24 protein-coding genes and 1 tRNA gene are annotated in these 24,881 nt (G+C 35.7%); 18 read left to right on the forward strand and 7 right to left on the reverse strand.

Annotated elements, in window-relative coordinates:
- Nucleotides 1-5 precede the first annotated feature (5 nt).
- From OEW74_RS04190 to OEW74_RS04235, 10 genes are read left to right on the forward strand one after another with little or no spacing between them, the layout of a single operon-like run.
- Complete coding sequence (locus OEW74_RS04190; RefSeq protein WP_265427306.1) at nucleotides 6-338, forward strand: DUF4133 domain-containing protein; 333 nt, start codon at nucleotides 6-8, stop codon at nucleotides 336-338.
- Complete coding sequence (locus OEW74_RS04195) at nucleotides 335-2,845, forward strand: TraG family conjugative transposon ATPase (protein WP_265427307.1); 2,511 nt, start codon at nucleotides 335-337, stop codon at nucleotides 2,843-2,845. Before OEW74_RS04190 ends, OEW74_RS04195 begins: the two co-directional genes overlap by 4 nt.
- 45 nt (nucleotides 2,846-2,890) lie before the next feature.
- Nucleotides 2,891-3,499: a DUF4141 domain-containing protein gene (locus OEW74_RS04200; RefSeq protein WP_416207897.1), complete on the forward strand. Its 609-nt coding sequence runs from the start codon at nucleotides 2,891-2,893 to the stop codon at nucleotides 3,497-3,499.
- 1 nt (nucleotide 3,500) lies between these two features.
- A complete protein-coding gene (gene traJ, locus OEW74_RS04205; RefSeq protein WP_265427309.1) occupies nucleotides 3,501-4,493 on the forward strand; it encodes a conjugative transposon protein TraJ in 993 nt (330 codons plus the stop codon).
- Between the two features lie 13 nt (nucleotides 4,494-4,506).
- Nucleotides 4,507-5,130 carry a conjugative transposon protein TraK gene (gene traK / locus OEW74_RS04210; RefSeq protein WP_265427310.1) on the forward strand — a complete coding sequence of 208 codons (624 nt, stop codon included), beginning with the start codon at nucleotides 4,507-4,509 and terminating at the stop codon, nucleotides 5,128-5,130.
- Between the two features lie 10 nt (nucleotides 5,131-5,140).
- The gene (locus OEW74_RS04215; protein WP_265427311.1) at nucleotides 5,141-5,410 is read left to right on the forward strand and encodes a hypothetical protein; all 270 of its coding nucleotides are present in this window, start codon (nucleotides 5,141-5,143) and stop codon (nucleotides 5,408-5,410) included.
- A 3-nt stretch (nucleotides 5,411-5,413) separates the two neighbouring features.
- Nucleotides 5,414-6,712 carry a conjugative transposon protein TraM gene (traM, locus tag OEW74_RS04220; protein ID WP_265427312.1) on the forward strand — a complete coding sequence of 433 codons (1,299 nt, stop codon included), beginning with the start codon at nucleotides 5,414-5,416 and terminating at the stop codon, nucleotides 6,710-6,712.
- A 15-nt stretch (nucleotides 6,713-6,727) separates the two neighbouring features.
- Nucleotides 6,728-7,630, forward strand: a complete 903-nt coding sequence (gene traN, locus OEW74_RS04225; protein WP_265427313.1) for a conjugative transposon protein TraN — start codon at nucleotides 6,728-6,730, stop codon at nucleotides 7,628-7,630.
- A 1-nt stretch (nucleotide 7,631) separates the two neighbouring features.
- Nucleotides 7,632-8,192, forward strand: coding sequence for a conjugal transfer protein TraO (locus OEW74_RS04230; RefSeq protein WP_265427314.1), 561 nt, complete (start codon nucleotides 7,632-7,634; stop codon nucleotides 8,190-8,192).
- 10 nt (nucleotides 8,193-8,202) lie between these two features.
- Nucleotides 8,203-8,655, forward strand: a complete 453-nt coding sequence (locus OEW74_RS04235; protein ID WP_265427315.1) for a DUF3872 domain-containing protein — start codon at nucleotides 8,203-8,205, stop codon at nucleotides 8,653-8,655.
- A 254-nt stretch (nucleotides 8,656-8,909) separates the two neighbouring features.
- On the opposite strand, the gene OEW74_RS04240 is transcribed toward OEW74_RS04235, so the two are convergent.
- Entirely contained in the window at nucleotides 8,910-9,353 is a 444-nt protein-coding gene (locus tag OEW74_RS04240) for a JAB domain-containing protein (RefSeq protein ID WP_265427316.1), read from the reverse strand.
- Nucleotides 9,354-9,868: 515 nt separating this feature from the next.
- Here OEW74_RS04240 and OEW74_RS04245 point away from each other — a divergent pair.
- From OEW74_RS04245 to OEW74_RS04255, 3 genes are all read left to right on the forward strand, one after another.
- Nucleotides 9,869-10,873 (forward strand): PDDEXK nuclease domain-containing protein, encoded by a 1,005-nt coding sequence (locus OEW74_RS04245; protein ID WP_265427317.1) that lies wholly within the window; start codon nucleotides 9,869-9,871, stop codon nucleotides 10,871-10,873.
- 540 nt (nucleotides 10,874-11,413) lie between these two features.
- Complete coding sequence (locus OEW74_RS04250; protein WP_265427318.1) at nucleotides 11,414-11,575, forward strand: hypothetical protein; 162 nt, start codon at nucleotides 11,414-11,416, stop codon at nucleotides 11,573-11,575.
- An 18-nt stretch (nucleotides 11,576-11,593) separates the two neighbouring features.
- Entirely contained in the window at nucleotides 11,594-13,168 is a 1,575-nt protein-coding gene (locus tag OEW74_RS04255) for a recombinase family protein (RefSeq protein ID WP_265427383.1), read from the forward strand.
- Here OEW74_RS04255 and OEW74_RS04260 read toward each other — a convergent pair.
- Nucleotides 13,122-13,201: transfer RNA gene (locus tag OEW74_RS04260), tRNA-Leu, on the reverse strand. The two genes, OEW74_RS04255 and OEW74_RS04260, sit on opposite strands and share 47 nt — an antisense overlap.
- A 93-nt stretch (nucleotides 13,202-13,294) precedes the next feature.
- A complete protein-coding gene (locus OEW74_RS04265; RefSeq protein ID WP_265427320.1) occupies nucleotides 13,295-14,062 on the reverse strand; it encodes an MBL fold metallo-hydrolase in 768 nt (255 codons plus the stop codon).
- A 54-nt stretch (nucleotides 14,063-14,116) separates the two neighbouring features.
- Here OEW74_RS04265 and OEW74_RS04270 point away from each other — a divergent pair, with 54 nt between their 5' ends.
- Together OEW74_RS04270 and OEW74_RS04275 are read left to right on the forward strand one after the other, a co-directional pair.
- The gene (locus OEW74_RS04270; RefSeq protein WP_230635359.1) at nucleotides 14,117-15,544 is read left to right on the forward strand and encodes a TonB-dependent receptor; all 1,428 of its coding nucleotides are present in this window, start codon (nucleotides 14,117-14,119) and stop codon (nucleotides 15,542-15,544) included.
- Between the two features lie 11 nt (nucleotides 15,545-15,555).
- Nucleotides 15,556-16,005: a GAF domain-containing protein gene (locus tag OEW74_RS04275; protein ID WP_265427321.1), complete on the forward strand. Its 450-nt coding sequence runs from the start codon at nucleotides 15,556-15,558 to the stop codon at nucleotides 16,003-16,005.
- Between the two features lie 76 nt (nucleotides 16,006-16,081).
- Here OEW74_RS04275 and OEW74_RS04280 read toward each other — a convergent pair whose 3' ends face one another.
- The 3 genes from OEW74_RS04280 to OEW74_RS04290 all read right to left on the reverse strand — a co-directional run bounded on the left by OEW74_RS04280 (nucleotide 16,082) and on the right by OEW74_RS04290 (nucleotide 18,797).
- The gene (locus OEW74_RS04280) at nucleotides 16,082-16,810 is read right to left on the reverse strand and encodes an ABC transporter substrate-binding protein (RefSeq protein WP_265427322.1); all 729 of its coding nucleotides are present in this window, start codon (nucleotides 16,808-16,810) and stop codon (nucleotides 16,082-16,084) included.
- A 23-nt stretch (nucleotides 16,811-16,833) separates the two neighbouring features.
- Nucleotides 16,834-18,156, reverse strand: coding sequence for a magnesium transporter (gene mgtE / locus OEW74_RS04285; RefSeq protein WP_102978439.1), 1,323 nt, complete (start codon nucleotides 18,154-18,156; stop codon nucleotides 16,834-16,836).
- A gap of 83 nt (nucleotides 18,157-18,239) precedes the next feature.
- Nucleotides 18,240-18,797, reverse strand: coding sequence for a pyruvate decarboxylase (locus tag OEW74_RS04290; protein ID WP_265427323.1), 558 nt, complete (start codon nucleotides 18,795-18,797; stop codon nucleotides 18,240-18,242).
- Between the two features lie 286 nt (nucleotides 18,798-19,083).
- Between OEW74_RS04290 and rpsO the strand changes: the two genes are divergently transcribed.
- From rpsO to OEW74_RS04305, 3 genes are all read left to right on the forward strand, one after another.
- Nucleotides 19,084-19,353: a 30S ribosomal protein S15 gene (rpsO, locus tag OEW74_RS04295; protein ID WP_034704056.1), complete on the forward strand. Its 270-nt coding sequence runs from the start codon at nucleotides 19,084-19,086 to the stop codon at nucleotides 19,351-19,353.
- Nucleotides 19,354-19,505: 152 nt separating this feature from the next.
- Nucleotides 19,506-20,696, forward strand: a complete 1,191-nt coding sequence (locus OEW74_RS04300; RefSeq protein ID WP_265427324.1) for an acyloxyacyl hydrolase — start codon at nucleotides 19,506-19,508, stop codon at nucleotides 20,694-20,696.
- A 142-nt stretch (nucleotides 20,697-20,838) separates the two neighbouring features.
- The gene (locus tag OEW74_RS04305; protein WP_265427325.1) at nucleotides 20,839-23,100 is read left to right on the forward strand and encodes a polyribonucleotide nucleotidyltransferase; all 2,262 of its coding nucleotides are present in this window, start codon (nucleotides 20,839-20,841) and stop codon (nucleotides 23,098-23,100) included.
- A 928-nt stretch (nucleotides 23,101-24,028) separates the two neighbouring features.
- On the opposite strand, the gene OEW74_RS04310 is transcribed toward OEW74_RS04305, so the two are convergent.
- Nucleotides 24,029-24,760 (reverse strand): hypothetical protein, encoded by a 732-nt coding sequence (locus tag OEW74_RS04310; protein WP_265427326.1) that lies wholly within the window; start codon nucleotides 24,758-24,760, stop codon nucleotides 24,029-24,031.
- Nucleotides 24,761-24,881: the final 121 nt, after the last annotated feature.

The raw sequence follows: 24,881 nt of genomic DNA on the forward strand, positions 1-24,881 counted from the left end.
TGATTATGAATAGTTATCACATCAATAAAGGAATAGGAAGGACGGTAGAATTTAAGGGACTTAAAGCGCAATACCTTTTTATTTTTTCAGGCGGTTTGTTAGGAATACTCGTATCCTTAATGATTATGTATATGGCTGGAGTTAATACGTACCTGTGTTTAATTCTCGGAGGTGTAAGCAGTGGACTTCTTATATGGCAAACCTTTACACTGAATAGAAAATACGGTGAGCACGGTCTGATGAAATTAGGCGCACGCAAGAAGCATCCAAAATACATCATCAGTCGAAAGAATATTTACAGGTATTTGAAAACTAACCGTAAAAGAACAGACCTATGAGAAATTCTTCCAAAGCAGCCACTTTGGAAAGTAAATTTCCATTGCTGGCTATCGAAAATGATTGTATCATTTCAAAGGATGCTGATGTTACGATTTGCTTTAAGGTTATACTCCCTGAGCTGTTTACCGTTGCTTCCACTGAATATGAAGCCATGCATTCCGCTTGGTTCAAGGCCATTAAAACACTCCCGGATTTCACTGTGGTTCATAAGCAGGATTGGTTTATTAAAGAAAACTACAATCCTGATCTTTCAAGAGAAGATCAGAGTTTTCTTTCCAAGTCTTTTGAAAGACATTTCAATGAGAGACCCTTTTTAAATCATTACTGCTATCTCTTTATAACAAAAACCAGTAAGGAGAGAATGCGGATGCAGAGTAACTTTTCATCTCTATGCAAAGGCAAGCTGATTCCAAAAGAGATTAAGGAGAAAGAAGTCATCAATCACTTTTTTGAAGCTGTTGACCAGCTGGAGCGGATAATGAATGACAGTGGTTATATCCATCTGGAAAGGATAACAGAAGATGAGATATCCGGAACTTCCGAAAGGTCAGGACTACTGGAGCAATATCTGACCCTATCCCGTGAAACCCATCCATCATTGCAGGATATCAAGTTAGGATCTGAAGAAATGCGAATCGGTAACAATCGTATTAGCATGCACACCTTATCGGATACAGAAGATCTGCCCGGCACTGTTTCATCACACAGCCGTTATGAGAAGTTAAGCACCGACCGCAGTGACTGTCTTCTATCATTTGCTTCTCCCGTGGGTCTTCTGCTCAGTTGCAATCACATTTATAACCAGTATCTGTTCATTGACAACAGTGATGAGAACCTTCGTCAGTTTGAAAAATCTGCAAGAAATATGCATTCTCTGGCAAGGTATAGCAGAGCCAATCAGATTAATAAGGAATGGATTGAAAAGTATTTGAATGAAGCACATTCTTTCGGGTTACAATCTATCCGCGCTCATTTTAATGTTATGTCATGGTCTGACAATCCTACTGAGCTTAAGCAGTTAAAAAATGATACAGGAAGTGCTTTGGCTTTAATGGAATGTAAACCCCGTCATAATACGACAGATACAGCAACATTATATTGGGCAGGAATTCCGGGCAATGCAGCAGATTTTCCAAGTGAAGAAAGCTTCTACACATTCATCGAACCTGCTGTATGTTTTTTCACAGGGGAAACCAACTATCAGGATTCACCGTCACCATTTGGGATTAAGATGGCTGACCGTCTGACAGGAAAACCGATTCATCTGGATATTTCAGATCTGCCGATGAAGCAGGGGATTATCACCAATAGAAATAAGTTTATTCTTGGACCTTCCGGAAGTGGTAAATCCTTCTTTACGAACCATATGGTACGACAGTATTATGAGCAGGGAGCACATGTCCTTCTTGTAGATACCGGAAATTCCTATCAGGGATTATGTGAACTCATTAAAGGAAAGACAAAAGGTGAGGATGGGGTATATTTTACTTACACCGAAGACAATCCCATTGCTTTCAATCCATTTTACACCGATGACGGAATCTTTGACATCGAAAAAAGGGAGAGTATCAAAACCTTGATTCTGACACTTTGGAAAAGAGATGATGAACCACCGACCCGTTCAGAAGAAGTGGCCCTGTCCAATGCAGTCAGCGGATATATTGAAAGGATTAAAATCAATGACCAGCATCCTTCTTTCAATGGATTCTATGAATACGTTAAAGATGACTATCAGAAAGTACTGGAGCATAAGAAAGTCAGGGAAAAAGACTTTGATATTGCCAACTTTCTCAACGTGCTAGAACCTTATTACAGAGGAGGGGAGTATGACTATCTGCTCAATTCAGAGAAGCAGTTGGATTTATTATCCAAGCGTTTCATTGTCTTCGAAATCGATGCCATTAAAGATCATAAAATTCTGTTTCCTATTGTGACCATTATCATAATGGAAGTCTTCATCAATAAGATGCGAAGGCTCAAAGGAATCAGAAAACTGATCCTCATCGAAGAAGCCTGGAAAGCCATTGCCAAAGAAGGTATGGCAGAGTACATCAAATACCTTTTCAAGACGGTAAGGAAATTTTTCGGAGAAGCCATTGTGGTGACTCAGGAAGTCGATGATATTATTCAGTCACCGATTGTTAAGGAAAGTATCATCAACAATTCGGATTGTAAGATTCTTCTTGACCAAAGGAAGTACATGAACAAGTTTGATGATATCCAGGCGATGCTGGGATTGACTGACAAAGAAAAATCTCAGGTTCTTTCTATCAATATGAACAATGACCCCCGAAGGCTTTACAAAGAAGTCTGGATTGGATTAGGAGGAACTCACTCTGCGGTCTATGCAACTGAAGTATCTACAGAAGAATATCTGGCCTATACTACAGAAGAAACGGAAAAGATGGAAGTGATGAATCTTGCATCGGAACTTGACGGCAATGTGGAACATGCCATCAAGCGGATTTCTCTCAAGAGAATCAAATCGAATACGAAAGACAATTAAATCATTTAAAATTTTACAACAATGAAAAATTTATTCATCAAAACGATGATGGTGGCATTCTTCGCTACCATCACCTATGCAAAAGCACAATTTGTAGTGACCGATCCAGCCAATCTGGCATCTGGAATTTTAAACTCAGCCAATGAAATTGTACAGACTTCATCGACGGTATCCAATGTCGTAAAAAACTTCAATGAAGTTAAAAAGGTGTATGAACAAGGAAAGGAATATTATGACCAGTTGAAAGCTATCAATAATCTGGTAAAAGATGCCAGAAAGGTTCAGCAGACTGTTCTTTTGGTGGGAGATGTTTCGGAGATGTATGTAAACAATTTCGGTAAAATGCTGAATGACCCCAACTTCAATGCGCAGGAATTAGCTTCCATTGCCAATGGTTATTCGGCACTTCTTACTGAGAGTACGGAGCTATTGAAAGAACTGAAGGAGATCATCACTTCTAACGGGCTTTCTCTGAATGATAAAGAAAGGATGGATGTAGTTGACCGGGTATATAAAGAGGTCAAAGCGTATCATAATCTGGTAAGATACTATACCAATAAGAATATTTCGGTTAGTTATCTGAGAGCCAAAAAACAGAACAATACCCAAAGGGTATTAGATCTTTACGGAACCTCCAATCAAAAATACTGGTAAGATGGAACCAAGCAACTTACACGAAGTCCTGCGTTCCGTTTACGAAGAAATGATGCCGATGTGTGCTGATATGGCGGCAGTGGCCAAAGGCGTCGCTGGTTTAGGAGCCTTGTTCTATGTGGCATTAAAAGTCTGGCAGTCATTGAGCCGTGCGGAGCCTATTGATTTGTTTCCTATGCTGAGACCTTTTGCCATAGGTATCTGCATCATGTTTTTCTCGACATTGGTGTTAGGAAGTCTGAATGGTGTGATGAGTCCTATTGTTCAGGGAAGTCATTCAATGCTGGAAAATCAGATATTGGATATGAATGAACTGCAGCAGAAAAAAGATCTTTTGGAACGGGAAGCGATGCTAAGGAATCCGGAGATGGCTTATCTTATTTCAAACGAAGAATTTGACAAAAAGCTGGAGGAGCTCGGATGGTCACCATCGGATTTGGTCACTATGTCCGGAATGTATATTGAAAGAGAAATGTTTGCCATCAAGAAAGATATCAGAGATGGTTTCCGGGAGTTTCTTGAAATATTGTTTCAATCGGCAGCCTTAGTTATTGATACCATCAGAACCTTCTTTCTGATAGTCCTTTCAATCTTGGGACCAATAGCATTTGCGATTTCCGTCTGGGATGGATTTCAGAGCACTTTAAGTCAATGGCTGACAAGATATATTAGTGTTTACCTATGGTTACCTGTTGCTGATATTTTCAGTGCCATTCTTGCCAAAATACAAACCTTGATCTTAGAACGGGATATCGAAATGCTCGCAGATCCAACCTTCATTCCTGATACCTCAAATACCGTTTACATCATCTATATGGTGATTGGGATCATAGGGTATTTTACGGTGCCAACAGTGACTGGTTGGGTAATTCAGGCAGGAGGAGCAGGCAATTTTATGCGTAATGTGAACCAGACAGCTACGAAATCAGGCAATGTTGCAGGAGCGGCAGTAGGTTCAGCAACAGGAAATATTTCGGGAAGATTATTAAAATAAAAAATACAGTTCTATGGAATTTAAAACTTTAAGAAATATTGAGAGCAGCTTTAAGCAGATCCGCTTGTTTACGTTCGTTTTTGCTATGTTGTGTTTTGGAGTAGTAGGGGTCGTGGTATTCAAATCCTATCAGTTCGCTGAAGAACAACGTGAGAAAATCTATGTGCTGGACAATGGTAAATCTTTAATGGTTGCCCTTTCTCAGGATATGTCGATTAACAGACCTGTTGAAGCAAGAGAGCATGTGAGACGATTTCATGAATTGTTCTTCACGATAGCACCTGATAAGAATGCTATTGAAAGCAATATAAAAAGGGCTTTTAATTTGGCTGATCAATCCGCATTCAATTACTATAGAGACCTTCAGGAAAAAGGTTACTATAACAGAATCATTTCAGGTAATATTCAGCAGAGAATTGAGGTGGACAGTGTCGTTGCCAACTTTGAAAGTTACCCTTATGACGTAAAGACGTACGCAAGACAATTTATTATCAGATCCAGCAATCTTACCATCAGAAATTTAGTTACCAACTGTTCACTGGTTAATTCGGTAAGGTCTGACAGCAATCCTCAGGGGTTTACCATTGAAAAATTCAACGTGCTTGAAAATAGAGATGTTGAAACTGTTGAACGCTAAAATAACTGCAATGAAAAAACTAAGAGATACAATAGAAAATTATGTTGTAAAGGTTGAAAGGCGTTGGAAAGTTCTTCCAGTAGAGCGACAAAAATTTCTAACCAAGGTTTTCTTTGGAAGTTATGTTTTGCTGACAATTATTGTCATTATCAGTGTTTTTATTTCTACAAATCAAAGAAGTAATACCATGTCTATCAATCATATTGATGGTATTTATAAGAAATCTATCGAAAAAGATTCTGGACAGAATGATGCAGTAGAACCACTCATTAAAAAATAGAATATGAAAGACTCAGAGAAAATTAAAGTGACCGAAAATGATCTCTCACAAAATTCCAACGGAGTGAGTGACCCTCCCAAAGCGCAGTGGGAAAGACTGAAGAAGCCTATCATCTATTTTTTGATGGCTGCCGTATGTGCGTCATGCTTTTACCTCATTTTTAAACCAAAAGCCAACAATATTAATATTGAAGAGAGTGGTTTTAATGCTGCCATTCCGCAGGCAAAAGAAGGACAGTTGCAGTCTGATAAGCAAAAAGCTTATGAGCAGCAGTTGTTAGAGCAAAAGAACGAAGAGAAAAGAAATGCTGTAACTACCTTATCCGATTATTGGAATGACCAAAGCGATTCAAATTCTAATAACAATCCATCAAGTGTAGCGGCTAGAACAAGTATTCTTCAGCAATCAGATCAGAATGCTCTGAACAGCTATCGCAATTCCCAACAAACCTTGAGTTCATTTTATGGTCGGGATGATCAGGAAGTCAATAATTTGAGGAAAGAAATTTCAAGATTAAAGAATGAAGCGATGCAAAATAATGCTGTTCCTGTTGGCTTAGGAATAAATGATCAGCTAGAACTCATGGAAAAATCATATCAGATGGCAGCTAAGTACCTTCCAACGACTTCAAAACAGGAAGATCGGGCACCAAAAGAAAAGGTGGAAATACCAACTGAAAAGAAGATTAAATTGACTTCAGCAAAACCAGCACATCCCACTATTGTTTCTTCATTGTACAGAGAACCATCTGATAGTGCCTTTATTGCAGGTTTAAATCAGAATAGATTTTATGACAGTCAAAATGATGCAGAGAAATTAGTTCAAGGAAAAAACGCAATAAGGGGTGTGGTCTATGAAACTAAGACTTTGGTAAACGAAAGTACAGTATCCATTAGGATTTCAGAAGCGATGCAACTCGGACGAACCGAAATACCAGCAGGCAGTTTGCTAATTGCGGTAAGTAAATTTCAGGGCGGGCGGCTTCAGTTAAAAATATCCTCCATTCAGTATAAGGCTAATGTCTATCCTGTAGAAATCAATGTTCATGACAATGATGGACAATTGGGTTTATATGTTCCTTATTCACCGGAACGAGATGCGGTAAGCGATATTGTAGCTAACATGAGCCAGACTTCCGGTACCAATATTATGATGACCCAATCAGCAGGACAACAGATTGCCGCTGATCTTAGCAGGGGAGTCGTACAGGGATTGTCAGGCTATTTTCAAAAAAGAGTCAGACAATTGAAAGTTACTGTAAAAGCGGGCCATCAGGTATTACTCTTACCCAAAAATAACTAATCAAAAAATTAAAAAATGAATACACAAAAGAGCCATTATATTCTCATTATGCTATTACTTCTATTGGCAAGCAAGATATTTGGTCAGGATTCTGTGACAACTTATATTTCCCTGGAACAGGCAAAATTGGAACCTTTCAAAATGCAGGTCGCCTACAGTAAAACAAGCCACGTGATTTTTCCATCACCGATACGATATGTTGATCTGGGGAGTGAACTTTTAGTTGCCAATAAGGCAGAGCCTATCGGAAATGTTCTTCGGATTAAATCGGCTGTAAGAGATTTTGAAGAGGAAACCAATTTTTCGGTCATTACTGAAGATGGAAAATTTTACAATTTTGATGTGTCTTACAGTTCTTATCCGGAAATACTCAGCTATGATTTAGTAAAACTTCAAAGGGGTATTGAACGGCAATATACTACTGATGTATTGTTTGAGGACCTTAAAGGAAGCTCCACTACTCTGACAGAGCTTATTATGGAAAATCTCTACAAGAAAAGCAACAGAACCACTAAACATATTGTTTCAAAAAGTTATGGAATTGAGTTTTCGGTCAGGGCACTCCACGTTAATGAAAACAAATTTTATTTCACATTGCAGATTGAGAATCAAAGTAATGTGGCATATAGTATTGAATGGATCAACTTTAAAATTGTTGATAAGAAAAATTTAAAACGAACGGTTGTTCAGGATAAGGTATTAGAAAAGGTTCGAACCTATTTCCCGCAAATGACAGCAGCTGATCATTCAAACATAAAAGGGGTTTATCTGCTGGATCAGTTTACTCTTTTAAAAGATCAGGTGCTGGAAATCGAAATTCTGGAGAAGAACGGGGGAAGACATCAGAAGATACATCTTGAAAATTCAGATCTGATTCGTGCAAGATTGATAAAGAGTTTAACCATAAAAACAAAGTAAGATGAACAAAATTTTTTTAGCAGTCATCTTAACGATTGTATTGAACAGCAAAACATTTGCTCAACAAATGATTCCTGGACAGACAGGTGTTGAATTTTCTTATTCAGTGTTTCCAAAATCTCCTGAAAATCAAAATTATGCGCTAAGTGCGGGGCTTGTTTCTTACCTAGGGAATGGTAATTACTTTTTTGGACTGGCAGAATATAGCATAAAGTATTATGAATACACCAATTATAATATTCCGATAGATACGTTCCTGCTGGGCGGTGGTTACAGTTTTTATGTATGGGGAGACTTCACACGCACAATCAATCTTAATCTTGGAATCGGAGGTCTTGCGGGTTACGAACAGGTTAACAGGGGCAATGAATTGCTATATGACGGTTCAATGTTAACAGCAACAGATAATTTTATTTATGGAGCAAATGGTAAGCTATCCATTGAAAGTTATGTGACGGATCACTTGGTTTTTCTGGTCAATGGACAACTGAGGTTTTTGAAAAATAGTCAAATGGCTCAGTTTCATTCTCTGCTGGGTATTGGAATAAGATATAATTTTTAAAATATTTACAATGAAAAATATAATTAATAATAAAACAGGAATACTATTTAAATTTTTCATCATGGTAGTTATGATTGGATTGTTTGTACAATCATGTGAAAAAAATGATTTAGAAATTCAACAGAATTTTCCTTTTGAGGTAGAGGTAATGCCTGTTCAGAAATACATTGCTAAAGGTGAAACTGTAGAAATCAGATGTCGTATTATTCCAAATGGAAATTATACAGGAACCACTTATTCAATACGATATTTTCAGTCCGAAGGGCAGGGAAGTCTTCGTTTATTTAACGATCCATCCTTTGTTCCTAATGATTTCTATCCGTTAACTGAAAAGGAATTCAGGTTGTACTATACTTCTGAATCTACAGTTTCCCAAAGTTTTGATATTTGGATAGCAGATAATGCGGGTAATAGACAGAAAGTTAATTTTCAGTTTAACCCTCAAAGTACAGGAACTTTATAAAAAAATCATCATTTAAAATCCAGACTATTTCTTCAGGAATAGCCTTTCTTGTAATCTGAGTTTATGTAGATAAACTAACATTTGCCTGTAACTTTTTGAGAAAATGTAAGCACCTATATTTTTCTCAATAGGGTTACTCCTGACATTTGCGAAAAGACGTTTCTGACCCCAAGGAAGGAATTGTCTTTTCGCCGAATTTTAAGTAAGCGACAATTCATGATTGTCGCTTACTTTAGGTAGTAATAATTTTTGATTCAAAAATGCCCCTCATCGGCAAATGACATGTAATCAGTTGAGGTTAAAATGCAATGATCGAGTAATTTAATATTTAGAAATTCTGAGGCATTTTTTATATTCTGAGTTATTTTTAAATCTTCATTTGAAGGATTTAAATTTCCTGATGGGTGATTATGTGCTAAGATTACGGCAGATGCATTGCATAATAGTGCGGCTTGCATAATAATTCTTACATCAACAATTGTTGAAGAAATACCTGATTCAGATATTTTCTTAATACCTAAAACTTTATTTGCCTGATTTAAATATAATGCAAAAAATGATTCCCTATAGTCTATTTCATCAATATCAAAGTATTGACGAAATACATCAACTGCATCACGTGAACAACTTATTAATTTCTCTGAATTGCCTTTTCGTGAATAACTCAATTTTATTTCATTGACAATATTAAAATCCATGTGAGTGCTCTTGTACGGCAGAGACTTGAATTTCCCGTACTTATTATATTTTGTTTTGTTCTCAATCTTTTATGCGTTCTTTCTCTGAAAGCCTTTCAGGCTTCGTTTAATATTTTTCAAAAGAAAAACCGGAAAAAAGAAAGCAGATATGAAGTGTTGACAAAGAAAAATGACCAAAAGGAAACGGAATAATTGGAGGGTACCTTTAGGGAGCAAACCGTTTATGCCGTAGTCTTTTGGTGGGAAAAGCGCTGGCTGGCAACAATACCTTAGCTGCCTTTTTACCGGTTTATTATGAAAAAATGATCTGATTCATCACATTGAAATCTTATTTAATGCACAGTACAACTTGTGAGAAGTATTGATGTATTCTTTGGTTGAAATCGTTTTGGATTACGCCAATGACAGCCAATGACAGCCAATCCCGGCAACTTTCTTTTAATACTGCTAATTAGCTTTATATCGCACAAAATGTTAGTGCTGTGGAGTCCAGAGATAATTTTAATTTTTTAGATATGAGTCAATTACCATCCAATCTTTTTATTTCAATAAAGCAGTTAATCGAAAATGCTAAACGCAGTATTGTTCGAAATATCAATACCGCTATAGTATTGACTTACTTTGAAATAGGTAAGGTGATCATTGAGAATGAGCAGGACGGAAAGGATAGAGCAGAGTATGCAAAAGAAACCTTGAAAAATCTAAGTCAACAATTGACAAAAGAATTCGGCAGAGGTTACTCAGTAGATAATTTGCAGTGGATGAGAAAGTTTTATTTAACGTATCAAAATAGAATTTCTGAAAAATACGAAACAGTGTCTCGTAATTCTTTTTTTTCATTATCATGGTCTCACTACATTCAATTAATGAAGATTGAAAACTCAGATGAGAGAAATTTTTATGAAATAGAGGCGAGTCAGAATAACTGGAGTGTTAGAGAGCTTACAAGACAGTTTAATTCAGCTATATATGAAAGGTTAGCATTAAGCAGAAATGAGGAAGAAGTGAAGAAGTTAGCTCAGAAAGGACAGATCATAGAAAAGCCGACCGATGTTCTAAAAAGTCACTATGTTTTGGAATTCTTAGATCTAAAAAAAGATAATCGCTATTCCGAAAGTGATTTGGAAACTGGGATCATCAATAAATTAGAGCATTTTATGCTGGAGTTAGGAAAAGGCTTTCTCTTTGAAGGGCGGCAACGCAGATTTACATTCGAAGGCGACAGTTTCTTTGTGGATTTAGTGTTTTACAATCGTTTATTGAAGTGTTTCGTGCTTTTTGATCTAAAAATTGGAAAGCTGAGCCATCAGGATATCGGGCAAATGCAGATGTATGTCAATTATTACGACAGAAAAGTAAAGCTGGAAGAAGAGAATCCTACTATCGGAATTATTCTCTGCAAGGAAGAAAACAAAACAGTCATCGAGTTTACACTTCCAGAAAACAACAATACAATATTTGCAAAAGAGTATAAGGCTATCCTTCCAAGTAAGGAGGAACTTAAAAAGCAAATTGGATAATCGAGTTCATAAGCTCTTGGATTCAATTTAGGCTAAAAAGTATTTTATATGGCTTGTACGGAAAAAACGGTATTACTGTTTTTTTAATATTTTTTTGCTACTTGGCAATTAAGGTGTCATTATTAAGAAATGATGTATTATCGCTTAATATAGTTTCATAGTCCCTGCCTCCAAAATTTTACAAAGTAAAATTAGATTTTATACCTTATAATTTTAACATTCAACTGATTATTTGTATTTTAGTTGCATCTAAGAAAGATGAATTTCTTCGCAACCATTCTTGTTGCCACTTTAAAAATAATAAACAAAATTGTAAATTCTGTTGCTAATGCTCACTTACAGGAGAGAGCCTTTGCTACTGCATTTGTGTAGAACAATGCTTTGAGAGGCTGTATCTTTTGAGTAAACGTTAAAAGTGCGAGATAAACTATAATTTTTCTTTTAAGATCAATTTGCACTTCTAAGCCAAGTGTTGCAAGTAAATGCCTCAATTCATTATGATTGATTATGCCGAATATTTTTATTCAAAAGATATCGGTCATGGAAAGGAAAGTTGAAGTTAAAAATATAAGGATTGATGATATTATCAAAATATTTAAAGAAGAGGAGAGAGTTGAGCTAACAATTGCGGAAGCGGAACAGATTGTAGAATTTCTAAAAATGCTATCAACAATCGTATTAAAGCGTTTTTTGGATGAATAATATTTTAATACTGTAGAAATGAAAAGAGCCGATTTATATATCCGTGTGTCAACTGACGAGCAGGCAGATAAAGGCTATTCGCAAAGAGATCAGGAGGAGCGATTAAAGCGTTACTGTGAAAACAATAATATTAAAGTAGGTCAAATAATCTATGAAGATTATTCTGCTAAGACTTTTAACAGGCCAGAGTGGATCAAACTACTGGATACGCTAAAGAGAAAAAGCTCAAAAACGAACGTGCTGCTCTTTACAAAATGGGATCGCTTCAGCAGGAACGCTGGCGATGCCTATCAGATGATTAATATACTTAGGAAAATTAATGTTGAACCGCAGGCCATTGAGCAGCCTCTAGATCTTTCAATTCCTGAAAATAAAATGATGCTGGCCATATATCTTGCCGCGCCAGAAGTTGAAAATGACAGGCGCGCTTTGAATACTTATTATGGAATGCGCCGTGCAAAAAAAGAAGGCAGATTAATGGGAAGGGCACCTTACGGCTATGTTAATAGAATTACGGAGAATGGAAAAAAGTATGTAATTCAACAGGAACCGGAAGCTTCTAATATGAGATGGGCATTTAATGAAATGTCCAAAGGCGTGTATTCAGCGAGCCAGATAATGGACATGATGAACAGAAAAAATGGAAAGCCAGTTAAGATAAGTGCCTTTCTTGCAAGTTTACGCAATACCGCATATTGCGGGAAAATTTACGTGGAACAATTCAATGAAGAGGAGGCTCATTTTGTTAAGAGTATTCATGAACCTTTAATCAGTGAAGAACTATTCGAAAAAGTTCAGAGTATAATGGATGGAAATGTGAATCCAGCCAGACCTAATGTAAAAGTACTGTCTGACGATAATTTGCCATTAAGAGGTTTCCTTGTGTGTCCAGAATGTGGTCATTTGATTACAGGCAGTGCCTCTACGGGACGTTCCGGAAATAAATATTATTACTATCATTGCCAGTCCCCGTGTTCATACCGTTACAAATCTGAGATTATTAATTCTAAATTTTTAGAGATATTGCAGTCATTAGAAATGCGCGCATCTATAAAAAATTATTTGAAAAAGGTGTTGAGGCAAAATTTTGAAAAATTAATCAATAATCCCCAAAGAGAAAGGAAAGCAATTCTATTAGAAATAGATCGTTTAAACAGCAGATTGAAACAGGCAAGAAATAAACTGATGGAGGAGGTAATTGATGATGAAGATTATCTTGAAATTAAGACCGACTGTAAAGGACAAATTGAAAAGCTTGAATCTAAATTAACTAAAGAAAAAGATAATAAGAAAATAGATTTTCAAAAACTACTAGACCAAGCATTATCGAACTTAGTAGACCTTGCGAAAGTCTATATTGACGGGGATATCGACGTAAAACGTAAAATCATTGGTTCGATATTCCCTGAAAAACTGCAATTTTTTAAAAATCATTATCGAACCACTCAAGCTAATGTTTTAGTCTCTTACATATATCAGATAAACAATGAGTTAGGGACGAAAAAAAACCGGAAAGAAAGTGAATTATCACCTCTTTCCGGTCTTGTACCCAGGACCGGGATCGAACCGGTACTCCTAAGAACTGGTGTTTGAGACCAGCGCGTCTACCAATTCCGCCACCTGGGCTTGATGTTTACTCCAAACGTTGTTGTTTGTTTCAAATTGGTGTGCAAATATAGGAACTTTTTTCAATGTTCAAAAGCTTTTTGAAGAAAAATTTTAAAAATTTATTTCCAAACCATCGTAGGCAAGATGCATTCCGTCGGGAAGTAGCTTATCTTCAATATCATGCAACCCAAAATGATGACTGATATGAGTTAGAAATAATTTTTTAGGTTTTAGCTCATGATACAAATTAATAACATCCGCCAATACAAAATGGGCGGGATGGGGGTCAAATTTTCGGATACAGTTTAGAATAAGTATATCTAAATCTTGTAGCTTTTCTTTTTCTGAATCAGAAATAAAGTTGGCATCGGTGATATATGCTAACTTTTTAAACTTATATCCTAAAATAGAAATCTTGTAATGTATTACTTCGATAGGAGTAATTTCTGTATCTAAGACAGTAAAACTTTCATGATTTATTTCGTGCAAATCAAAAGCGGGAGCTCCGGGATAACGAATGTCTGCAAAAGCATAAGGAAATCGGTTTTTAACTTCCTGTCCAACTCTTGAGAGACAATAAATAGGCATGTTTTTACCGCTTTTAAAAATTAGCGGGCGCATATCGTCCAAACCGATCACGTGATCATTATGCTCATGAGTAAGTAATGTAATGTCGATGTGATTTTCTTTGTTGATAAGCATTTGCTGCCGAAAATCGGGTCCGCAATCAATCAGTATTTTCCTGTTCTCATCGGTAGTAATCATCGCTGAAGCCCGAAAACGAGTATCTTTTGGATTTTGAGAAGTACATACCTCACAAGTGCAGCCTATAACGGGAACGCCTTGGGAAGTTCCGGTTCCTAAAAATTTCAACTTCATTTTCTTTTGAGGTTGTTTTAATTTTGGTAAATTTACGAAAAATTTAATGTCCTAATGTATCAGAAATTAACTCCTAAACAAAAAGCATTAACAATTAATCTAGATCCTACTATTTATGGTACTTTCGCAGAGATTGGAGCAGGGCAGGAAACTGTACGACACTTTTTTAGAGCAGGAGGCGCTTCCGGTACAATTGCTAAGGCAATGTCGGCTTACGACAAAGATTTTAGTGATGCGATTTACGGAAAAGAAGTAAAAAACAGGTATGTTACCCAAAACAGACTTAGAAAAATGCTTCGCTACGAAGTTTCACTAATTGAAGAAAGGATTTCTAGGGATACTAACCCTGGAAGAAAATATTTTTCTTATGCAAATACGGTAACAACCATCAATTTTGACAAAACGGTAAAAGGTCACGGCTGGGTCGGGATTCGTTTTCAGGTGAAAGAAAATGAAGATTATAATGAGATTGTCATTCACGTAAAATTCAAAGAGAATGATGCTACTTTGCAGCAGGAAACACTAGGGAATCTTGGTGTAAACCTTATTTACGGAGCATATAATTATTACGATAACCCAAGAAGGTTGATAGAGTCTCTTTATGATGAGGTTTCTACAGACAATCTTGAGATTGATATGATTGATTTCAGCGGTCCGGCTTTTGCGTATGTTGACAATAGATTGATGTCTTTGCAGCTGGTGAAAAATAATATGACAGATGCTGTAATCTTCAATTCTCAAGGGAATAACATGCTTCCTGCAGATATTTTATATAAGAAAAACATTTTTGCGGTAAGAGGAAGTTTCAGACCGGTTACCAAAGTAAATATAGACATGATTCGCAACGGAATGGAAATGTTCCTGAAAGATGCTATTTGTACACAGGAGGAAACTGAGGTTCTTATTGAAATCACCATTTCAAACCTTCGCGCAGACGGAGATATTGATGAAAGAGATTTTCTTGATCGTGTAGATGTTTTAGGTAAATTAGGATATACGGTTATCATTTCAAACTTCTCAGAATATTACAGACTTATCGATTATTTCTCTCATTATACCAATGGTGATATTGGCGTAACGATGGGGGTAAATAACTTATTGATGGTATTTGACGAGAAATATTACAAAGATCTTTCGGGAGGTATTTTGGAAGCTTTTGGTAAGTTTTTCAGAAACGGAATGAGAGTTTATCTGTATCCGTACAAAGATCCTGAAACTCATGAATTGTTAGATTCTTCAACGTTAAAAGTAGAAGAAAATCTAAAAGAATTATACAAATATTTCAAACTTAATAATCGTATTGTAGATATTACTACCTATAATCCTGAGTTTTTGGAAATATATTCAAGAGAAATTCTAAGAAAAATCGCATGCAATATCAGCGGTTGGGAAAATCAGCTTCCGGATGGCGTTGCAGAAATGATAAAAGAAAGAGGAATGTTCGGGTTTAAGAATGAGCTTTCTCTGAAACAATTTTCATAAAAAATATTACTATGTCTGAGTTAAAAAAAAGACTTTCGTCGATTCTTGAAAGTCCAAAACATAATACCGAAGAGAAGCTTCAAAAAGTTTGTCATTTATTAGACCAAGAAATTTCTTATTTCAACTGGACTGGTTTTTACTTTAAAAACGGAGATAAAGACGAACTTAAATTAGGACCTTACGTAGGAGCAGAAACCGATCATACGATTATTCCTTACGGAAAAGGTATTTGCGGACAGGTGGCTGTTTCCAACGAAACATTTATCGTTCCCGACGTGCATTTGCAGGATAATTATTTAAGCTGTTCAATCGATACAAAAGCTGAAATTGTAGTTCCTATTTTTAAAAATGGAGAAAACATTGGTCAGATCGATATCGATTCTCATACCATCGATCCTTTTACAAAAGAAGATTTAGAATTATTGGAATGGCTTTGTAATGAAGTTTCAAAGATTTTGTAATCTTATCTCAACATAAATTTTTGTCGGAGTTTTTTTATTTAAAACGTGATCAATATAATGACAAACTCATTTTTATTTAATCATTAAATTCAGCAATCAATTCTTTAAAATAATTCTCGCACTTCGCAATATGTGTTCCGTACCACGAAAAAGCTTCACCATCCACAATCATAATTTTTTTATCAGGATAAACCTTTTTTAGTTCGGCAATATGTTTTTCTTTAAATGGAAAAGGCTCGGAAGACAACATGATAAAATCTGCTTCAGCTAAATCTTCTGTCTGGATTTCCGGATAACGGGTTTGATTTTTAAATATATTTTCAAAACCAACTTCACTTAAAATATGATGAATAAAAGTGTCAGAACCAACCGTCATGTAAGGATTATTCCAAATAATATAAGCCACTTTTATTGTTGAATTTATTTTGGTCTGATTGAGAATTTCGTAGATCTTTAGATTGAAAACTTGTGCTCTTTCTTCTTTATTAAATAGTAATCCAAGGTTTTTCAGCAGGTAATAATTATCTTCGATCGTCTCTGTATTGTAAACATTTACTTTGAAATCCTTCATTAAAATTTCAACCTGTTCCTTAACGTTTTCTTCTTTATTAGCTAAAATTAAATCAGGTTTGAAGCTTTTAATTTTCTCAATATTAAGATTTTTTGTCCCACCGATAATTTCTACATTTTTTACTTTTTCTGAGGGATGAATGCAGAATTTTGTTCTTCCTACAATTTCATTTTCTGTTAAACCTAAATCAAATAAAGCTTCTGTAATAGAAGGAACTAAAGATACAACTCTCATAAAATTTAAGACTTTGCCTAAAATTACAAAAGTTTTCCGGTTAAGAAAAGTCCGGCAACCGAGAAGTAAATAATTAATCCGGTAACATCTACCAAAGTAGCAACAAACGGAGCAGAAGAAGTTGCAGGATCGAGTTTTAGTTTTTTAAGAATAAAAGGAACCATAGAACCCGAAAGTGTTCCCCACAAAACGATCATTACTAAAGAAACTCCAACGCTCAAGCCTACAAAAGCCCAATGAATTCCGTAATCGAAAAAACCGACTTTATGCCAAATCATTATTCTAAGAAAACCTATGATACCTAAGATTCCTCCCAATAAAAGTCCGGTGAAAATTTCTTTTTTCATTACATACCACCAGTCTTTTAAACCGATTTCTTGTAACGCCATTGCACGAATAATCAGAGTTGCAGCCTGAGAACCAGAATTTCCTCCACTGGAAATAATTAACGGAACAAATAATGCCAAAACAACGGCTTTCTGAATTTCATCTTCAAAGAAACCCATCGCAGAAGCGGTCAGCATTTCAGAGAAAAATAAAATAACCAACCACATTCCTCTTTTTTTGATCATTTCGATCAGAGAAGTTTGGGTATAAGGTAAATCTAAAGCTTCAAGTCCCCCGAATTTCTGAATATCTTCGGTGTTTTGTGATTCAATTTGATCTAAAATATCGTCAATCGTTACAATTCCAACCAAAACTCCGGCTTCGGTAATAATGGGAAGTGCGGTTCTGTCATATTTTTCAAAATATGTAACGGCGTCTTCTTTTGATGTTGTTGTTTTAATGGCAACAAATTGATTGTCTGTCAGTTCGGAAACTAAAGTGTCTTCTTCCACCAACAATAAACTTCCTAAAGCTAAATCATCAATAAGGTGATTTCTTTCATCAACTACATATAGATGATTGATGGTTTCTACCCGTTTACCAACTTTTTTAATTTGCTGAAGACATCTTTTTACCGTCCATTCTTTTCGGATCTGAATGTAATAAGGAGTCATCAGACGCGCAATAGAATCTGAATTGTAACCAAGAAGTTTCAAGGCAATTCTTCTTTCCTGCGGATTAAGATGATTGATAGAATATTTGATCAGTTCATCCGGAAAATCCTCAAACAGAGCCGTTCTGTCATCGGGAGTCATGGCATTCAGGATTTCTGAAACATCATCACTTCCAATACTTCGAATGGTTTCCTCTTGAAAATCAGGATCTAAATGCGAAAAAACATCGGCTTTGTACTGCTTCGGAACTTTCAAAAAAGCGAGTAGCCTTTCATCAGCGGGAAGTTCACTGAGTCTTTCGGCAATATCGGCTGGATTAAATGTAAGTTCGTGTGTAGAATTCAAAACCTGAAATTTTTGATATGCAAAAATAACTCAAATTTTTAGAATGAGAGAATGATGCACCAAATTTAAGGTTTATTTAAAGTTTAGAAACCGGCTTCTGCAGAAGGTTTTATCTTTCTTAATTCCTTAAGAATGTTTTTCATGGCGCCGTTGGTTCCTATTTTTATTGAATTTTCGGTAGAGCCTAAAAGACGCATGTTTTTTCGGTAAGTATCGTATTCTGAAGATGTAATTAGATTTCCTTCTGCATCAAAAAGTTTCATGCTTACGACAACCTGGTTAGAGAAAACATATTTTCCCAATCCTACTTTGAAATATTTTACTTTAGGAACAATCACAAAGTCGGCATCGTTGTTTTTGCTGTATTCGGTAATTGTTTTAGAATCAATGCTGTCAAAAGAAACCTGAACTTCAGATCTCAGCATTTTGTTTTTACGGAAAGCACTGATGTTATCCGAAACTGCACTGAAGAATGCAAGATTGGTGGGTTCTTTTATTTCTTCAATATCGGGTTCTACTTCAGGATTGAAATATAAAACTTTCTTTGTTTTATCATAATCCGAGGTTCTCTGCGCTTTTACAGAAGAAACACTGAGGATAAACACAGAAGAAATAAGCGTATAAAATAAAAAATTTTTCATCTTTTTGTCGGGTGTAAAATTACTGTCTTTTAATGGGATGACATAATTTATTTAAGAATTTGTTAACATATTTTTCTATCAATTTTAATATATGAAATCAATAATGTCTCCAAAGTATGATGGTTTCCTTAAATATTTATTAAAAAATACTGATAATGTATTATTTAGAAATAATATAAGGTTTTTAATTGACATTTTATTTCCAATTTTAGATTAGTGTTTTGGTGATTAAAAAAATAGTCGTACTTTTGCACCCGTTACATAATAATCATTAAACAATATTGGAATGTACTTAACAACAGAAAAAAAAGCAGAAATTTTCGCAAAGCACGGTAAATCTGCACAAGACACAGGAAGCGCTGAAGGACAAGTAGCTCTATTCACGTTCAGAATTAACCACTTATCTCAGCACTTGAAGGCTAATCGTCACGATTTCAACACTGAGAGATCTTTGGTAAAATTAGTAGGTAAGAGAAAAAGTTTATTGGATTATCTTAAGAAAAAAGATATTACAAGATACAGAGCGATTATCGCTGAATTAGGATTAAGAAAATAATCTATCCGGTTTCCAAAAATAAAGAAGCAACTTCGCAAGAGGTTGCTTTTTTTGTGCTCTAATTTTTAAAATCCTAAAAATTAAGGGCTAAAATTTATAAATCTTTAAAGAAATCGTTTAAATTTGCTGTTTTTAAAATTTAAACTACAGATTTGAAACATTTTTATCTCTATTTCTTTCTTTTAATATCGGCTTTTTACAGCTCTCAGGAATTAGATACCATTTCCAGATCAAATTTGCAGGGTTCTGTAAGTATGCAGTTTGGGAAATTTCTTGGAACAAATGATTATCTCAAAGAGCTCAAGCATAGAGATTTTATCGGAATGTCCGCAGAACTTACCGTACAAACCGACGGAAGCCAGGAATGGCACAGAAGATTTGGAAAACCTTATTACGGTGGAGGAATTATAGCTTTTGATTACCTTAAAAACAGTGAAATGGGAAAACCTTTTGCTGTCTACGGAACTTTTGGAGGAGTTATTAAAGAAACACCCACTCATTCCTGGAATTATGAAACAAGTGGTGGTTTTGCGTTCAACTGGACTCCCTATGATTTGAAAAAAGGTTATATCAATCAGACTTTTGGCTCATCAGTGAGTATTTATATTAATTTAGGAGCCAATTATAAATATTATTTAGGAAAACACTTTGACTTAGGTTTAGGTTTAAATTTTAATCATTTCTCAAATGGAGCTTTGAAACTTCCGAATAAAGGGATGAATACTTTTTCTCCAAAACTTTCTCTTACTTATCATTTTGATGAAAGGCAATTTGCTCCACATGATTCTTTGTCGGCATTTGATAAATATTCTACCTTAGATGTAAATGTTTTTGGCGGAGTAAGGCATTCTATTTTTTATGGAGTAGATCCTGGTTTTCAGGAATCGGATGTAGATATGGTTAGAAAATACGAGGGTAAATATTATCAAAATTGGGGAATAGAAACGGTTTACCACAGACAGGTTACTTATAAATCTTCTTTGGGATTAGGAATTGGTTTGATGTATGACGAAGATTATAATCATAAATTTTATCAGGATGAAAATGGAGTCATTCAAAGTACAAAAAGATTTCAGCGTGATCAGGTTTTGTTAAATATTTTCCCTTCTTACCGACTTTCAATTTCAAAATTTGCGATTCAGATTCAGCCCGGATTTTATATATTTAAAAAAGAAATTGACCGACGTTATGATAAAACTATTTTCTATCAGAGAGTTGGTTTCCAATACACAGTTGGGAAGAATCTGTTGATAGGAATTGGTTTACGATCATTTAAATTTCACAAAGCCGATTATATAGAATGGAGGCTGGGTTACAGAATTTTTAATAAGAAAAATCCGTAATTATTTAGAATGAAATGTTTGGAATTTTGCCCTAATAACTTTCACCATTCCATTTAAAACAAAAACACTAAATTTGCATCACATTTAGACGAAATTATCAATAATTAAAGTGCTCAATACGGAGCGCAACACAAAACAATTTATGAGTGCACCTCAAGCAATTACAGAGCTGATTACTCTTGCAGACGGCAGAGAAATCACAATCGAAACAGGGAAACTGGCAAAACAAGCTGATGGATCTGTAGTAGTAAAAATGGGCGGAACAATGCTTTTAGCAACGGTTGTAGCCAACAAAGAAGCCAATCCTGGTGTAGACTTTTTACCTTTAACAGTAGATTACAGAGAAAAATTCTATGCAGGTGGTAAAATCCCCGGAAACTTTTTCAGAAGAGAAGCTCGTCCTTCAGACCAAGAAATCTTAACGATGCGTTTGGTAGACAGAGTTCTTAGACCTTTGTTCCCTGAAGATTTCCATGCGGAAGTTCAGGTAATGATTTCATTAATTTCTTATGACGGACAGTCGATTCCTGATGATTTAGCAGGTTTGGCAGCGTCTTCAGCGATTGCGATTACTGATATTCCTTTCAACGGACCGATGTCTGAAGTAAGAGTAGTAAGAATTGACGGAAAACTTTCTATCAACCCTAAATTTGAGGATCTTAAAAACTCTGACCTTGATATTATGGTTGGAGCAACAAAAGATTCTATCGTAATGGTGGAAGGTGAAATGAAAGAAATCACTGAAGCAGAAATGCTTGAAGCGATTACTTTTGCTCACGAAGAAATCAAAAAACAAGTAGAAGCTCAGGAAAGATTGGCAGCGAAAGTTGGAAAATCATTCCCTAAAAGAGAATATAACCACGAAAATCACGACGAAGCCATTCGTGAAAAAGTGTGGAAAGAAACTTACGATAAAGTATACGAAGTAGCAAAAACACCTTCAAGCAAAGAAGAAAGAGGTGAGAAATTCAAAGCTGTTTTGGCTGAATTCTTAGCTCAGTATGTAGAAGACGCTGAAGAGTTGGAAAGAGTAACTCCTTTCGCGAAAGTATATTACCACGATGTAGAAAAAGAGGCGATGCGTCAGATGATTATCAATGACAAAATTCGTCTTGATGGTCGTGATCCTGAAACGATTCGTCCAATCTGGTCTGAAATCGATTATTTACCTGGAGCTCACGGTTCTGCAATTTTCACAAGAGGTGAAACTCAATCTTTAACAGCTGTAACTTTAGGTTCGGTAAAAGATGCGAACATGGTAGACAGCGTAATGGTAAATTATGACGAAAGATTCTTCTTACATTATAACTTCCCTCCATTCTCAACTGGTGAAGCAAGACCTTTAAGAGGAACTTCAAGAAGAGAGGTTGGTCACGGAAACTTAGCTCAAAGAGCTTTGGCAAATATGATCCCTGAAGAAAACCCTTATACTATCCGTATCGTTTCTGATATTTTAGAATCAAATGGTTCGTCTTCTATGGCAACTGTTTGTGCAGGAACTTTGGCTTTGATGGATGCAGGTATTCAAATTACAAAACCAGTTTCTGGTATTGCAATGGGATTGGTAACTGACGTAAAAACTGGAAAATTCACTGTACTTTCTGATATCTTAGGAGACGAAGATCACTTAGGTGATATGGACTTTAAAGTAACAGGAACTGCAGACGGAATTACCGCTTGCCAAATGGATATCAAGATCCAAGGATTGTCTATGGATATTATGGAGAAAGCGCTTTTACAGGCTAAAGACGGAAGAATCCATATTTTAAATAAAATTACTGAAACAATTGCTGCTCCAAGAGAAGATGTAAAACCTCACGCTCCGAAAATGGTGATGATGGAAATCCCTAAAGATTTTATCGGTGCTGTAATCGGACCTGGTGGAAAAATCATTCAGCAAATGCAGAAAGATACTGACACAGTTATCGCCATTGAAGAAGTTGGTGAGATCGGAAGAATCGAAATTTCTGGTGTTAGCAGAGAGAAGATCAACGAAGCGATTGCGAAAATCAACGAAATTACTTTTGTACCTGTTGTAGGTGAAGTTTACCAAGGTAAAGTAGTGAAAGTAATGGATTTCGGAGCTTTCGTAGCGATTGCTAAAGGTACTGAAGGATTACTTCACATCTCTGAAATCGAGTGGGCTCGTCTTGATAAAGTTCCTTACAAAGAAGGTGACGAAGTTGAGGTGAAATTTATGGGTTATGATGACCGTAAGAAAATGAAACTTTCAAGAAAAGTTTTGTTGCCAAGACCACCAAGACCAGAGAAGAAAGAAGGTGAACAAAGAGGTCCTAGACCAGAAGGTCAAAACAGACCTGAAAGACCTGCGAGACCAGAAGGAAACAGAAGACCAGAAGGTGAAAAGCCTGCGGGAGATCAAAATCCTTCATCTGAAGCTTAAGATTATTATAATCAATCATAGTAAAACCACCGAATTTTCGGTGGTTTTTTGTTTATTCGAGAGTTTCTGTAATCAATTGGAATTGCTTTCAGAAAAGTACTTTTTATGCTGGCGTTTAATTTATCGCCAAGCTATACAAAGAATTATTAAAAATCATTCTGGAAAATAAGATAAACAAAGGCGTTAACTTATTTTTGAAATACAAAGGGTAATACGAGATTATTTTATCATATTAAGATTGAACACCTACGGAGTTCTGTTATCTCGTCATTTGTATTTTCTACACAGATATTGCTCCTCCAGAGCATTAAGGAATTTGAGATAAGTTTTTTTTAGATGGAAGAATAGTATTTTGCTATATGATAATATTATACCATTTAATCTTATAATTGACCTTTTTATTAAGTGCTCCGGAGGAGCAATATCTGTGTAGTAGAAATGATATAGCACACAGAAGAACTCCGAAGGAGTTCAATCTATTTCCAGTAAATTTAAAACAGAAATAATAGTATTTCATAAAGCAAGAATATAGCTTGCAGACGTAAAAATATAACTCGCAGACGGAAGAATATAACTTACAGACGAAAGAATATAACTTGATGATGCAAAAATATAAACCAATATCGCTAAAATATAAAGTCAAATCGTGCCAATATAAAATGATATCGCAAAAAAATAAAGTTACATCGTAAGAATGTAACTTTAGATTGAAAGAATATTGAAATGAATCTCCGCTTTTAATCCTAGCACTGAATCCGATAGTCGTTTTGTCATTCCGTTAGGAATCTCAATACACTAAAAATAGGGTAGCTTAGATTTTTACGTAATGACAAACAAGCTGTTAAATGTTGATTTCTTAACAATTACGGATATTTTTATCCTTATTGTTTATAATCTTATTCTTGTATCGCTTTAGGAAAAGTAAATATTATTTTTGTTTCTTAAATGTAATGGGGGAAATCGTTGCATATTCGGGTGAAGTGCCTCCGTAAAGGCTTTTGACGTATTTTTTTACGTTTTGAGCGATGGAGTAGAGCCCTGTTTCTTCTGCGTATAAAATCTGGCCTCTTTCGATGAGCTTGATGTTGAGCTCGGCTTCGGTTTGGTCTACGAATTGGGTAGCGTTGACTAATGAATCTTTGTAAGTGGTGAGAGTGGTTAATTTCAATTCGTCTTCATCCGGATTGTAATTGGGAATGGTTGCCAATAACTGCAAAAGAATTCCGAAATTTTCTGCTTGCTGGGTAAATGACTGTCGGGAGTTAGAAATTGAGTTGTTGGTTGATGGTTGTTCGTCATCAGTTTTTGCAGAAACTGATCTTTTCTTACGACTCCCCTGAATAGAGCGGTTTAAGGATTTTGCCTGGTCTAATGTTCCAGTCATTAATCCTAAAATTTCTAAGCGATTAATAATTCTGGTGAGGATAGGCTTTAGGTTTTCGAAAGCGGTCTGTCGCAGTGCGATAGCATTTTTGTTGGCATTTCGTTTATCTTCGACCTCGACTAATTTTGCATTAGCTGTAGTGTACAATCCCTGAAGACTGGCAACCGTAAGATTGGGTACAGGCGGATTGTAAAGGTTGTAAACGGAAACTTGCTGTGAAAGTTTTTGTAGGTTAGCCACATTTTTGGCGTGTCCTACTTCAGATGTTGAAGGCATAATCATTTGTGTTTTAAATTATTTATTCAAATTTAGAAATTATTTTGAATTGAAATGGGTTTTGGGGGAAATATTTTGAGGGTGAGGGGATTATGTTGAGTTTGGGGATGGGAAAACCCTA

Origin of the sequence: Chryseobacterium sp. YIM B08800, from assembly GCF_026163565.1 — a bacterium.
Classification (GTDB): Bacteria; Bacteroidota; Bacteroidia; order Flavobacteriales; family Weeksellaceae; genus Chryseobacterium.